At 43.8% G+C, this 13,961-nt stretch carries 11 protein-coding genes; all 11 read left to right on the top strand.

The window, feature by feature from the left end:
* Window positions 1–97 precede the first annotated feature (97 nt).
* Window positions 98–949, top strand: coding sequence for a hypothetical protein (locus ADS79_RS01100; RefSeq protein ID WP_049736573.1), 852 nt, complete (start codon window positions 98–100; stop codon window positions 947–949).
* Between the two features lie 129 nt (window positions 950–1,078).
* Complete coding sequence (locus ADS79_RS01095; protein WP_049736572.1) at window positions 1,079–1,483, top strand: hypothetical protein; 405 nt, start codon at window positions 1,079–1,081, stop codon at window positions 1,481–1,483.
* 149 nt (window positions 1,484–1,632) lie between these two features.
* Window positions 1,633–1,812 carry a hypothetical protein gene (locus ADS79_RS35900; protein WP_236699842.1) on the top strand — a complete coding sequence of 60 codons (180 nt, stop codon included), beginning with the start codon at window positions 1,633–1,635 and terminating at the stop codon, window positions 1,810–1,812.
* Between the two features lie 57 nt (window positions 1,813–1,869).
* Window positions 1,870–4,965, top strand: a complete 3,096-nt coding sequence (locus ADS79_RS01085) for a hypothetical protein (RefSeq protein WP_049736570.1) — start codon at window positions 1,870–1,872, stop codon at window positions 4,963–4,965.
* An 11-nt stretch (window positions 4,966–4,976) separates the two neighbouring features.
* Window positions 4,977–5,588 (top strand): S-layer homology domain-containing protein, encoded by a 612-nt coding sequence (locus ADS79_RS01080; protein WP_049736569.1) that lies wholly within the window; start codon window positions 4,977–4,979, stop codon window positions 5,586–5,588.
* A gap of 49 nt (window positions 5,589–5,637) precedes the next feature.
* On the top strand, window positions 5,638–7,056 hold the full coding sequence (locus ADS79_RS01075) for a hypothetical protein (RefSeq protein WP_049736568.1): 1,419 nt from the start codon (window positions 5,638–5,640) through the stop codon (window positions 7,054–7,056).
* Window positions 7,057–7,070: 14 nt separating this feature from the next.
* Complete coding sequence (locus tag ADS79_RS01070; protein WP_049736567.1) at window positions 7,071–10,100, top strand: M23 family metallopeptidase; 3,030 nt, start codon at window positions 7,071–7,073, stop codon at window positions 10,098–10,100.
* Window positions 10,100–10,519, top strand: coding sequence for a hypothetical protein (locus ADS79_RS01065; RefSeq protein WP_049736566.1), 420 nt, complete (start codon window positions 10,100–10,102; stop codon window positions 10,517–10,519). Before ADS79_RS01070 ends, ADS79_RS01065 begins: the two co-directional genes overlap by 1 nt.
* 39 nt (window positions 10,520–10,558) lie before the next feature.
* On the top strand, window positions 10,559–10,945 hold the full coding sequence (locus ADS79_RS01060; protein WP_236699841.1) for a hypothetical protein: 387 nt from the start codon (window positions 10,559–10,561) through the stop codon (window positions 10,943–10,945).
* Between the two features lie 13 nt (window positions 10,946–10,958).
* A complete protein-coding gene (locus ADS79_RS01055) occupies window positions 10,959–12,776 on the top strand; it encodes a hypothetical protein (RefSeq protein WP_049736565.1) in 1,818 nt (605 codons plus the stop codon).
* A gap of 15 nt (window positions 12,777–12,791) precedes the next feature.
* Window positions 12,792–13,880 (top strand): hypothetical protein, encoded by a 1,089-nt coding sequence (locus ADS79_RS01050; RefSeq protein ID WP_049736564.1) that lies wholly within the window; start codon window positions 12,792–12,794, stop codon window positions 13,878–13,880.
* The last annotated feature ends 81 nt before the right edge of the window (window positions 13,881–13,961 follow it).

Genomic DNA, 13,961 nt, shown 5'->3' with positions numbered 1-13,961 from the left:
AATCTCGTCTATCCTATGTCAAGCTGGTCAAGGTTTTCCTAAAGGCCTTACCAGTATCTACACACATTCTCTTACCACACACAAGGAGTGATTTTCATTGTCTAAAAAAATGATCATTAAAGGTGTCGGTCAATTCCTCGCTAAACGTGCTTCCAAAGATGGAAACGGTCTTGAAGTCATTACCCTCGGAAACATGCAGGATCTGAAAATTAACCTGAATGTTGAAATGGAAGACATTTTTGGCGGCGACGGGTTGTTTGCCATCGATACGCTGGTAAAATCCAAGAGTATTGAGATCACTGCAACGGATGCAAAATTTGATCTGTCAGCTCTCCAGCTGATGATGGGAGCTTCTCTTCAGGAACAGAAACAAGACTACGTATACGTATTGGGTGAGCAAAAACTGCTCGCATCTGGAAGCCTGGACCGAAAAACACCTGGTACTGATGTTGCTGTGTGTGACGTCGACTATGGCGACACCCTATACAATGGTGGCAATTTTGCAGTTCGTCTAAAAGATTCAAATCGACTCCTGAAACAAGTAGCTTTGAGCAATTCTACAGCTCCTAAGGCAGACGAGTTTATGGTCGAAACGTACACCGAAGGCAGCAAGACCGCTACGCGACTCATCCTCGCCTCCTCCGCATTGAACGAAGATGTCGTATTCAACTATCAGCGTATTGAAACTGTCGACGTGGTTGACATCTTAATCGACGAAGTACCATTCCCTGTGCATGTTGTTCACCACGGCTCCTTCCTTCAAAAGGATGGAACCTATGCAGGCATTGAAACAGAGCTGTTCTCTTGCATTGCAAAAGGAAGCTTTACCATTGATGCCGCTCGTTCTACCGCGAGTACATCCGCCATTTCCCTATCCGTTATTGATCCAGAACGGGCTGATGGCAAATTAGGTAGTGTAAAACGTTTTGTTTCTCAAAAGAAAGTGTAAGAGAAGTAGGCTAACTGTTCCGACTATTACAAGGCTGAGTGGAGAGCGCATGCTCTTCACTCCTTTTCCCTTGACCTTAAGTTCATCCTACTGTTAACTCTCTCAAAAGAATCGTCAGGAGGTCAAACTATGACTACTTATAAAGATGATCTAGCAAAAAAGCATGCTGAGCAAATGAATACCGAAGCTGTAAATCGAATCAAAAAACAAAGTGAAGCAGAAGAAGTCGAAGGAATTTTCTTTGAAGACGATGCCAAGATCACACTTCGAGACGGCAAAACTTATTGTATTCCACCAGCTAGTCTAAAGGATGCTCGCATTTTGATGAAAAAGCTGGGGACTGTTCATCTTGATGCCATAATTCTCAACTTTCTTCCAAGTGATAATGCCGAAAATGATTTATTTGATATTTTGCTGCTTGGCTTCCGCAACTATCCTTCCATCACTCGTGATTATTTAGATGAATATTGCGATCTGGAGACCGCCAGAAAACTGATTAATATCCTTATCGGTTTAAATGGCTTAAAAAAGTAGAGGGTGGCCAGGGTGACGGTTCCGACATTCGGGATACGGAAACGGGGGAGCCACTTGATTGGGGCGATATCTTTTTTCATCTACACAAGCATTGTGGATTAAATAAGTGGAGCATTTGGGATTACACCCTTCCCCAAGTTGCTGAACTAATGAAGCGCATTAACAAATATATTCAATTTGAAGTGGAGACACGAATGGGTCTGCTTTTCTTAAGTGAGGGGACAACCATTTCAGCCAGTCAAATTCCACTTCGTAATGCTGCGCCTGATTACCAAGAGATGTCAGAGGAGGACGTAGCTATGCTTGGCAGGCTACTTGGTGGTCTGTAACCCGTTTCGGTCTATTCTAAGACCAGAACGGGATTTTTTTTAGGAAGGTGATTATGAATGCCTAATGATAAGCATCGTCTAACAAACGAACTGCTTGCTCTGCTTCACAGCTCTCCGAAGCAACCAATTGACGATCCAGATAGAGAGAGCTTCCAAAGCATCCTTCGCTTGTATAACCAACAAATGCTTCATTTGCGTCAAGTGATTCGTGATATTCAGTCCATACCAGCAAGTATTTCGAACCGTTCCCATGCTCTTTCTACCCGAAAGTCCTACACTCAGTCGACAACTTTACTGCCTATCTCTCCACAACCCAGCATGGGATCCTCTGCCCAGCCTTTCCAATTCGTTGTTCCTCAACAGTATTCAGCGGTTCTCCGCACAGAAAAGACATACAGCAAAACACAACCCGATCTTCAAAAATGGGAAGACACAGTGATAGCTGTATTACAAAGAACAATGAAAAGCTCCTTAGACACCTTCATCACTGCAATGGTTCAGGAAGAATGGAATTCGGCAAAATCCTTTGACTCCCTTCTTAAAAAAGCGGAACGAAATTTTTTAATTAGAGACCCACGTATGGAACAGCTTGCTGAAAAAAACGTTACGAAGCAAGCTTCCGGCAGCTTTGAAAAAAGCGATTCTAGATATTCACAGCTCATCGAAAAAGAAGCGGCTAAACAACGGGAATATTTGAAGAATGAAGTAAAAAAAGACTTACAGAACATAGCTCTGGCCCATGCTGTAAATACCGAAGAGATAACCAGGGCTTACTATGTTTCTTCCAGGCGTTTAGCGAATCCTCACATGTCTATCGCAGTTGCCGAAGCATCTGCTAAAATGAACAACTCAGAAAAAGTAGGCATTTCAAAAACAGCAACAAAATTAACTTCACTCATTCTTCAACAAAAATTAAGCTTGGAGCAGTTCAAGGATCTTTATATTAGAACCTCAACTAACCATACTCCTTCAAGAAACCAACGCCTTCAAAGCATGTGGCAGGCTGCATCCATCGAAGCGTTTGACGTTTTTAAAAACCAGCCAGGCAATTTCACTGCCATACTGACTGTGCTCCTTCAACGTCTACGTGAAAATACGAAGCAGACTGCACTTGCTGTCCGTTTGCTATCAAATGCAACTTCTATTTTTGGCGGAAAAGCTACTTATTCCAAAACTAGGGAGCATTTGCTCAGAGGAATAGAAAAACGCAGGAAGGAACGTGTATCTCGACTACTGGAAGACGATTCTCCCCTGCTCACGAATCTTTCCCAATTACATGAGCTTTCTCAAACCTACGATATTACGAGTTTCCGACTCAATAATTTAACGAATGATTTCCAAAATCATGAGCGCCAATTACAGCGTACCCAAGAAGCTTTACAGCATCTCACAGATACTCTCTCTGTGCTTCCCCAGCATCTTCAAAGTCTATCTGCTATTAGCTCTCCTTCACCGGGACTTTCCCCAGCTATTGGGACTTCACTTGGCAACTATACAAGTACGTCAGCATCCAGCTCTCCCGTAGTTCCCACAGATATCTTGCCTGCCCTCACTCGCGGCACATTTGATCAGTACCCAAAAGGATCAGCTGCTACTGACAGTAGTAAGCAAGATCTGCCGAAGTCCAGCAATATGATAGAGAATTTATTGCAAGCAGTAAAGGATACCAAGTTTGATACGACCGTTCCAGATGAACCTGATGATCCGAACAATCCACTGCCTCCTTGGAAAAAAAAACTAAAAAGGTTTGGCCGTCAAGCTGCAAAAGTAGCAAAGCGTGTTCCCTACGTAGGTGCCCTGATGCTTGCTTATGACGTGTCCTCCGAATTGCTGCAGCCTATGTATATGACTGATTTAGAGCGAAAAAGCAGATTGGCAGACAATCAGGCTTCTCTCGCAAAAGAGATGGTGGCCTCGGATAAACTCCCCATAGGGGTGAAACACTTGTCGTTTTTGGGCCTCGCAATGAATGGCGTATCAGACGGGCTTATTCACGCTCTGGGCGGCACAACGCCTTCATGGTCAGACTATTTAAATGCTTTTAAGGATACGATCAACTATGACGGACCAGAACTCGAATCACATATAAACAAGAGCTTAAAGATTTATGAAACGAAAAGTGAGCTAGAAATCGAAAAAGAAATAGAAAAAAAGAAAAAAGCAGCGGAAATGGCAAGTTACTCGAAATTTATTGATCTTGACGGAGATGGCAACAGTTCAAACAACACTCCGATCACAGACTGGAGCGAAGTCAAAACAATGGAGCATGGGAAGGAAATGATCTCCTATGCCCAAAAGAAGCTTGCTCTCGAACAATCTAGCTTGTCCTCCAGTTTTGAAAAGGAAAAATCCGATTTATTACTTCAAGGTGAACGGGAAGACTCTGAAGCAATGCGTGAATTGATGGAGAAGTACTTTGCAAAAAACATCAGTGCATTGGATGAATTTATCTCTCTAGTAAAAGAGCAACAGAGCAAGCTTGTTTATAAAGACACAGATGCCAATAAAGTCGTACAAGCTGCGATTAACGATGCTGAAGCTGCGAAAGGTAAAAACCAGCAACAAAATAGTACCAATATAGTTGACCGAGCCATGAACAGACTGAATGCTGATCTGCAAAACACAGAAGTCAATTATTCGATTGAGAGAAGCAAAGCGATTTTAGCTGGTCACAGCCCAACCTCTCAGACAATCAGAAATATTGACGAAGCATTGCTACGCGAGAAAAACAAATTACTTGCTTCTACCGAATCGGAAATAAACTCTTTGATCAATAACAATCAAATGAATACAGACTTACTAGATAAAATCACCACAAATAAATCGCTCATTGAAAAGGCCCAGTATGACAACTTGGTTGCCATAAAAATGGCTATGCAGTCTTCCAAAGGAACATTTAACATGCCTGAGGGAATACGACCGCTTACGTATTGGGATATGCTACCTGCCCAAGCCACTCAGGGTACCTATGACTTCACGTATGGAGGTGCCAACGTCAATATTACGATTGACAAAATGAGCGGAAACGATGCTGATTTACAAATGCTTGGGGCAACGGTAAGTGAAGCCATTCGCCATACACAATCAAGACTTTCCACAGAGCTAAGTCAACAGGTCCGTTCCGGTATTGCCACAAGCTATAACAGATTATAAGGAGGTACCTCATGTCTCAACAGTACGCCTTTGGAACAGCTAATCAGCGTTACCCAAAGAAGCTATTCATTGATACCGGTTTTAATTTTACTGAAGTAAAAGCTCGAATCATTAACCCCTATACTCCCCCCAGCCCACAGCCCTCCTTGCGCGAGATCAAAATGATTAATGCTCCCGCACACATTCACCACTCCGGATTTAGTAGCTACAAATGCACATTGACACTGCTTTTCCCAGACAAGCATTCGTATAATGACTATTTGAGCTACGCTGGCTGGACTCATAAGTTTTACGATGAAAAAGGAAGTATTTATTTAGGGAGTGCAGAAGCAATAAAACCCACTGTACAAGAAGCAGGCCGCCGCTACAGCGTCACCGTCAATCTGATTCTTGTAAAAAAGGATTCCATTGAGCGCGAATCTCGCTTTCACTTTCAAGATATAGAAGGGCATTGGGCACAAAAGAATATTGAGGAGATGGCCCACCTCGGACTCATTACAATCATCACACGCGATGGGAAACCCGTCATTTATTTCCGCCCAAACGATTTTGTAACACGTGCCGAATTTGTTACCTTCTTGAATCGTACCAGGCGGTTAGTAGAGCGAATGATCCGGGAATAGCTATGGCTATTCCTTTTTTCTGTCTACTCTATATGATGAGGTGATGAAAATGATTAGTTGGGTTGATGTCAGTGAAAAAGATTGGTTTTTTAATGAAGTACATGAAGCAAGCAATTATTTGATGGCAGACGGTGAGCCTTTTATTCAAGGGATCGCTTACGGTACTTTTGAAAGTAATGCTCCTTATTTGTTTGAAGAACAAAAGGCTTCTAATGGACAAAAAGTTTTTACACTTCAGACCAAACTTGCACCAAGTGCAGAGAACCCTCTCTTTGTTTTTATAGACGGAACGCAAACACTTTATAGAGAGCTCCGTCCAAATAAAACAGATTCAACCAAGACAGACATTGAACTGTACCATGCTCCTTCCCCCAATTCAGTAGTTGCCTTTTCAAGCTATGGAAAGCCTGCTGTTGACCGCTTTGGAAAGCCTATTCCCTCCAACTCTTCTTCCTTCGCCTATCCAAGCAAGGCTCTGGATAATGGAAGAACTTATTATTACAATCCCTTCAGCCGTCAGTACAACGAGTATTTATACGCCTATGGACGTTCTTTGAATCGAATTGATATTCCCGAGGAAGAATGGAAGTCTGCCTCCGGTCAAGAGCTGGCGCGCAAATACATCGGTCTTAAACAAGATGTGTATATCGTAAGCCCTGCTCCAAGTGCAACCATCTATCTCCCATATAATTTGAACGGTGTACAGGTTCGATTCATTTACAACAGCTATGAAAATGGCGCATTGTTCATGAGAGGAGGATATTTTTCAGTAAAAAGTCAAGGAGTTTGGAGAAACGACCGCTTCTTTCCCAATGCTTACATTAATCGGGCAGAAGCTTGTGTACTCATAGACAGGCTTCGCCGTTCCTTTTATCAACGTTTTACCGATTCCAAATCACCTACGAATCTTTTAGAAGAATCCCACACAACCTATGAAGGTCAACGGGTGTTTCGATTGAATGGAACGTATCCAGCGGGTAAGCAGCTGTTAGTAGTAAAAGTGGACGGAAAAACCTTGAAAAAAGCAGATTATCAAGAATTTGATGACCATACTGTATTGTTCAACATACCTGTAGCAGCAGGGAAAGAAGTAACGTTCTTTTATAACAAGGAAGCAAGCTTGCGTTTTCAGGATGTCGGACGTGATAAGTACATGTACAACAGCAACACCGGGGAAAAAATTGCCCTGAATGGGGGACTTACAGGAAGTACTCCATCATGGTGGGCTCCTTCTGTTCTCTCACTGGAAGACGAGCGTTTTGGCAATAACGAAGACTATTTGGTGGAAGGAATTGAGATCAAAAACCTCGTCGATGGAGCAGCTGTCGTGAACAATATGTATGAAGTGTCTCCCTCCAACTCTGATGACAGTGAGAGATGGTTCATGCCCTATTCACTCCTCACACGCGCACAGGCTGTCTCCTTTTTGAATCGCTTTCGTCAATGGTCTTTGGAACGATTTAAGTAGGAGGGTGTTAGCAGATGATATCCAACGAATTACGAAGAATTCTTTCTGAAAGGCTTAAGCTAGGGGAATTATCCAAGCCTGCATGTCGCGTGGAAATAGATCGTCTCGTCTTCGTACCTGGCCGAACAGAAGAGCTCGATTTTATCAAAAATGATCCTGTACAAGAAACGACACTGACACGCACGATCATTCAAACACCTGCAAATGGCGAGACAGCTATGAGCACTATCCCTTTTGTCTTTCCCGTAGAAGGCAAAAGCATGAAAGATATTACTGCCTATATGGGAGACAATCGCAACCACAAGGGAATTGATATTGGGTGCCCGGTAGGGACTGCCATTAAAGCTTCTTGGGCAGGAAAAGTAAGAAAAGTGAGGATGACTGAAAAGTACACAAGCTATGGCTACTACGTAGAAATTCAACATGACGATGGCGTATGGACGAGATATGCCCATATGAGTGAAATCTACGTCAATACAGGCGATAATATTTCGCAAGGTACCATTATTGGAAAAAGCGGAAATACAGGTGATGTCCAATCTGCTGGCGTTTCTATCATGGGTACGTATGATGATCCCAATTCTCCCCGCTCGAAAGGAAAAGGAGCTCACTTACATTTTGAGGTTTGGAAGGGAAACGCTGTTCTCAATCCATACCCCTACATGAATGGGACAAAGCAAATGTTCGCCGCCTCTACCAATACTGGTTCGGGGGTTGTGACTGACTCTACCTTTGTTGGAACACCAGGCGCAACACTTTTTCGCGAAGAGTTTACCGATCGAACATGGTACAACAAATCGGTTTACAAAGTAGATGAGTTGACCAAGAAGCTGTCAATGATTGAGAGAAGCTCGACAGAGAATAGCAATCTAGCCTTTACCTTTGATCCAAATGGGTACAAGACTGGCTTGTTCCCCTCCCCTACTGTCACTACCGGCTTTAACCTGAAATTAACCTCGGTCCATCCAGGAATATTCAGCATGGGCTTTTCAACCGATTTTGGTGAGGGAGCAGGAGAGCTTCGCGTCTTATTCAATGGCAGCCTGCAAGTGAAGCTAAACAAATTCACTAGTACGGATAAGGTAGAAGTCCGCAATATCCCTTTTCCAAATGGCGAAACAGAGATTAGAATTGAATTATTTTGGAATGGAAAGCAAGTCAAGCATTTCTCTCTCCAATATATCGAAATAAAAGAATTACAAGGTCGACCTGATTTGTACGGAAATAAAGATAAAATGGACCCAACCGAGCAACGTCAATTTTTTGAGGAAAGAGACATCACCAGTACCTTTATGGCTGGTCAGCCTCATAAAGTATCCCTGCAGGTCGGAAAATTCGTTTATATGGACACCCTCACACTGGATAACATTACCTACATCGAACTAAACGACCAGTTTGAAATGGACTCCTGCGAAGCACGAATTACGATTTCAAACCCTGGCGGCTACTATAGCCCAGATTATAATCCGTTTTATTTTCCTGAGACCTACAAAGAGACCCCCTGGTCATACTTCGTGAATGGCTTCCATGTCGGCGTTCTCTCAGAAAATACACCCGTTCGGATTTTCATGGGCTATGGCCTTAATTTAATGCGGGTATTTACCGGACTCATAGATCGACTGGATTTAAATGGTGAAGAATCGACAATGACCATTTACTGCCGAGATATGTATAAAAAGATCTTGAACAAAACCTTGACGGAAAACAAGCAGTACCCGAAAAACGTTGGTCATCGTGAGCCCCATGATACGAGTGCTTTCCCTGCATTGTCCAGGCGTGACAAGATCGTTGCAATGGCGAAAAAGCAGTGCAAGCTGCAAGGACCAGAGCTCGATTACAAATTCTTGTTGGCCATCGCCCAGCATGAAACTAAAATGGGAACGCTCGGTCAAGGTCTTCCCCCCGGCGACTTTATTCTAGGCTACGGCTGCTATGACAAACAAAAATGCGATCCTCAGTATCAAGGGATCGAACGACAGCTCTATCGAGGAGCCGTCCGCTATCGAGAGGCCATGGCAAGCAGAGGCTGGCGCTTCTCATCTGTAAACGATGTCCGTTATTTTTGGCAAGGCGGTGATAAAGGAGCGTATCAGTGGGCATCGGATACAAATTGGTATAACAGTGTATGGAGCATCTATCAGCAATACCGAGCAAGTACCGAGTTCGACTCCATCCCAGAATGGGAGGATACCGCACCGGTTTTGACAGAGCCTGTTCCCCCGTCCCCATTTCTTAAATCCTCCATCGTCCAGGACTTGATCGCTCACGCTGGTATGTATGGATGGCGCAGCAATCCCCAAGACATCTTCTACCCATATGCAATCGTTCAAGAGACAAGCTATACACATGCGACTCAGGCAACCGGCAAGGTGATTAAAGCCGTACCAGATAAAGATGGTGAATTTGTGGAGGTCGAAGCGGAATCCATGCTGACCCCACTTGGCTGGAAAAACCCTTTCACTGAACCTCCAGGTCGTACCTTTGAAGCTTACAAATACAGAGTCAGCGAAGCCATAGCAGAGGTTATGAAGGATACCTCTTTCCGTTCCTACTGTGATCGCTACGGCACTTATCGTTTGGAAGAGATTGATATGAAGCGTCCGATAGTGGCTACTTATACCGAGCACGATCAATTAGTCACCATCCATAAAACCATCGACTTTACCAGAGGGCGCAGTCATCTCGTCATCCTGGATGAGGAAGAAAACGCGGGGCATTTTGTGGACACAGAGATTTTGATGGAGCTAAAAGGAGAATTGCGAACAGGCGTAATGAAGGTTCCATTTGCAAAAACAAAAGAACTGAAGCGCTTAGCTGCTCAACGCCTATTCTTTGATATCAAGCGTCTTTGTCGCACCATGCAAATATCTATCCCTGGGAATCCTGCACTTGACGTCCTCGATCGAATCTACATTATCGACTCGAATACAACCACCCGTGAAGCCTATACGATCAAAGGGATTCGTACGATGTTCGATGCGAGAAATGGCTATATGCAAATTCTGGACCTCTTCTGGGGCAATAATGAGGGGGCGATCCTGTAGTGGCAGGAATAGCAAATGATTACTTGATCTATCCCATCCTCGATTTAATTCGCGATGAAGTACAGCGTACCAGTTTTACGGTAGGTAATCCGTTTGCCGAGGAGCCATCTATACGCTTGATTCGTGACCACCCCCTTGATTCAGAAAAGGTGACAGGCATTAAATTATTTTACGAATCGGGATACATGCTAGATATTTCCCTCACCTTCGGCTCTACAGACATCTCCACGTTTCCTTTGGATGTAGATACCGATCACCCCGACTGGGAGTATTACTCACTCTGGCGATTAACCTCCATTGCTGCAGCTGGATATTCTTCTGATGGAAAAACGGTAGGATCTTACCTAATCCGTCTACTCTATGATACGAAGGGGCTCTTAACTGGAACAGATGTTCATCTGATAGAGAAAGCGAGGTAAGTGAACGTGGGATTCTCCGTTGTCTATTCGGGGGGCGGTGTGATTGATAAAGTCCGAGAGCTCCCCTACCCCCATTTTTCAAAGTTCACAGAACCATTCATTCGCGGAAGAATGCTGGACGTTACCGCATCCAAACAGGTTTTTTCCGATACCTACACCCTTCCCTACCCTACAGAATTTTTATCGGTTGCCTTTGCATCCAGTAACTACTGCATCGGTGATTACTGGGAGCTTAGCCTGGATGGTGTGAAGGTTTGCGAGACGATTTATACAAAAGAGCTCCCTGAATCGGTCTCGATGGGTAACAGCTTTGGGATTGTGTATCCGTTAAAGCCCAATGCGCAGGTACGCTTTGACTTCCACAACATTACTGGTACCGAAAAAAAGGTTTGGTACAATGTAAAATTTTTACGCAAAAAACTGTAAAGGAGGCGTACGGATGCCAAGTAAAAAAGTAGCCTGGATTGAGGGCGAGGTTACAGCTGATGTGCTCATCAATAAGCTGGCAGATGAAATCGCAAACGCCAAAATCCCGGATACCACGAACCGCTGGGAAAAAGTATTTGAAGTCAATGAAGACAAGTGGGTTACTTATACAAAAAACTCCGTGGCAAATACGCAAGGTACCTACAAGCATACAGATGGGAAGACCTATCAGGTGTACAAGCTACCTGATTTGCGAGATTTGAAGGCTGTTAGTGCTGGAACCCCCCTTGTTGATAAAGACGGATACATTTATGAAACGAATGGATACGGCAATACAAAAACCGGGAAGAAAATTCAAGTGAACGAATTTGTTTATACCGATGAGGAAGGCAATGAGATTACACTCTCCGTACCTGGGCTTCTGGTAGTAAACGTAAACGAAGATGATCCTACCAATACAGTTGGGAAGAAGTGCTATGTATTGCAGCAAGGTAAATATGAACTGGATGGGGTAACCTTCACTCCCAGTTCAGAGTGGAATGAGTATCGGCTCATCACCCAACTGCCCTCAGACTGGAATGACCTCATAGAAAAAAAGCAATGGACCGTTTATTACTATGGGTCAGCGAGTAGCTACTGGACTTACGTAAATGCTTCCCCTTACACATTTGGAATGGTCAAATACACCGCCAATCCCGTCCACTTCTACGACCGAACTGTCGTGCTAAAAACGGTTCCGGATGTCCCAACAGGCGAAGCTTCTAATGTATATTACGTCATGCTAAAGCACCCTACAGGTCAATACAACTACGTAGATGTGTACTATGGCAAAGAATTTACCGGAAAAAACCCCTCCGGCTCCTCAGCTGATACGTATTCACGAGCTTGCGACATTCGTACCGTCATCCACGGTAAAGTACCCAATATTATCAACCAAAAGGAAGCAGAGCTCCAATATCGAAAGTGGAACAATCCGGATGAAGAGAATAAATACAATCCCCCTCAAGAGGCATGGGCACTCGATTACGATGAAAAGGTAGAAATCAAAAGTCCCCCTTCTCACTTCTTTTATGGAGCAGATTCTGTAGTTTCCTGGGTCCCGAATAAAAAGCGCCGTCCCGATTACTGGGTCGAGTACAACATCTCTGTCAGCAATGATCGTGTAGCGATTGTCATTGTCGGAGATCCCTCCCCTGATATGGATGCCTACTACAACAGCTTTGCCTATATCGGAAAGACAATTCCATTCGCTGATTATGATCAAAAGGGCAATTTCGGTATTACGGTTGGCATGGGTGACCTAACAAAAGAAAAATCAGGATTCCTCCCTTCCGACATCAAGCAAGACAGCAATCAAACCTATTCTGGCTGGGGCCGCTATACCTCTAACGGCATGTATTCCTTCTCCATGCTGCAAACCCGAAGCTCCGTCTATTTCCAAGCTTATTATCCCGCCTTTATTACACAGCTCCCTAATTACAGTGGTGTAGGTACTATCCCACCTGAACTGTCCAAGATGGTTCTAGAGAAAAATGGATTCCAAATGTCTAAATGGACAAAGCGCTACCACGCCTCTCCCATTTATCTTGTGCATCAGTTCGAAGGCTATCGTGGATACCTCGACAGTGTCGTCGCTATCGAAGATCATAACCTGATTAACAAGGACGAGCTTGTAGTAGATACCGAAGAGCCAAAGGATCCACAAAATCCGGAAGCTGGAAACTGGACAGAGGTTTATAAATTCTTCAAAACCAATACCCCCGTCAACTTCTTCAAGTACTCCCCTAATCCCACTGATTCAACCATCGCTATCCTGAAAGAAGTATATTAAAGGAGGAACTCTCTCATGGCCAATTTTAAATATATTGAAAAAATCACGACTTCAAAGGAATTGCTCGACACCATCAAAACTGAAATTGAACAGATTACTGCCTACACTCATAACGCAGCAGCAGGTGAGACCCAAGAGAAATCCACATGGACGGTCATGACTGAACTTACCAAAAAAGATTCTACAAGTGGTAAAACCTCTGAGCTTGTGCTCAAAGGAAGCACCAACATCAATAACGTGAAGAAAGATTTCTATGTAAAATTTGTAAATCCTGGATTTACCAACCTAAAAGAGCACAGCTCTTTGACTGTGCAAGTACTTGAAGAATACAGCCCTACTGCTAAAACCTTTGCTACAGAAGGACACCCTGTAAATTTCGAGTGGGCAGATGAAAAATTTGTCGTCAATGGCAAGCCTACCGACCGCGACATCAACAAACCTGTTTACTTGTACATGAATGTTATGAATAATCGAATCGCCTTGGTAGCAGTGGGCGATCCAGCTGTCCACTTTGAAGATTATCGCAAAAGCTTTTTGTATGTTGGGGCATTGAAGCCTTTTAAATACAATATGGATGATGTCGGCGGTAATATCATGCTAACTGCAGGAGCCGTTGCTCCCGAGCCAACGCTTCCTATTTCCTCTCATGATTATGGTCAATACACTTCGTTTGGAAACAACTCCTTGCAAATGCTTGCAACCAAATCGGGCATTCGCTTCCAGAAGCACTACCCTGCCTTTATTACCCAAGCACCACAGCCTGGAAAGGCATATGTAGACAGTAAGCTGGGAGATACGGGATTGCTTCTGGAGCCACAAGGCTTTAATGCTTCTGCCTGGACACGTCGCTACCATCTGAGCCCTGTCTACGTTGTACACGGTTACGATGGATACCGTGGCAGTTTTGATCAGTGTATTGCTGTATCTAAAAACAACATCCTGCATCTCGATGAGTTGATCGTAGACGTAGACCCTAACGATACTACCAAAAAATACAAGCAAGAAGTATATCGTTACTTCGATCATAATACGGAGCAAAACTTCATGAACTATTCCGCCAATGTGAAAATGGGTATCGCGTTCTTGAAGGAAGTTCGTTACTAAAGAAAATCACTTTAAAACCGTATAGAGAGACAAGGGGGGAAACTAGAATACAGCTCTGGTATTCCCCCCTTCTTTTGGGGA

The organism is Brevibacillus reuszeri (assembly GCF_001187725.1).
GTDB lineage: Bacteria > Bacillota > Bacilli > Brevibacillales > Brevibacillaceae > Brevibacillus > Brevibacillus reuszeri.
This window is presented reverse-complemented; position numbering and strand designations above follow the sequence as displayed.

Coding starts and splice junctions, on each gene's coding strand:
- ADS79_RS01075 (WP_049736568.1), top strand. CDS start 5,638: ATGATTAGTTGGGTTGATGTCAGTGAAAAAGATTGGTTTTTTAATGAA.
- ADS79_RS01050 (WP_049736564.1), top strand. CDS start 12,792: ATGGCCAATTTTAAATATATTGAAAAAATCACGACTTCAAAGGAATTG.
- ADS79_RS01055 (WP_049736565.1), top strand. CDS start 10,959: ATGCCAAGTAAAAAAGTAGCCTGGATTGAGGGCGAGGTTACAGCTGAT.
- ADS79_RS35900 (WP_236699842.1), top strand. CDS start 1,633: ATGAAGCGCATTAACAAATATATTCAATTTGAAGTGGAGACACGAATG.
- ADS79_RS01085 (WP_049736570.1), top strand. CDS start 1,870: ATGCCTAATGATAAGCATCGTCTAACAAACGAACTGCTTGCTCTGCTT.
- ADS79_RS01095 (WP_049736572.1), top strand. CDS start 1,079: ATGACTACTTATAAAGATGATCTAGCAAAAAAGCATGCTGAGCAAATG.
- ADS79_RS01070 (WP_049736567.1), top strand. CDS start 7,071: ATGATATCCAACGAATTACGAAGAATTCTTTCTGAAAGGCTTAAGCTA.
- ADS79_RS01080 (WP_049736569.1), top strand. CDS start 4,977: ATGTCTCAACAGTACGCCTTTGGAACAGCTAATCAGCGTTACCCAAAG.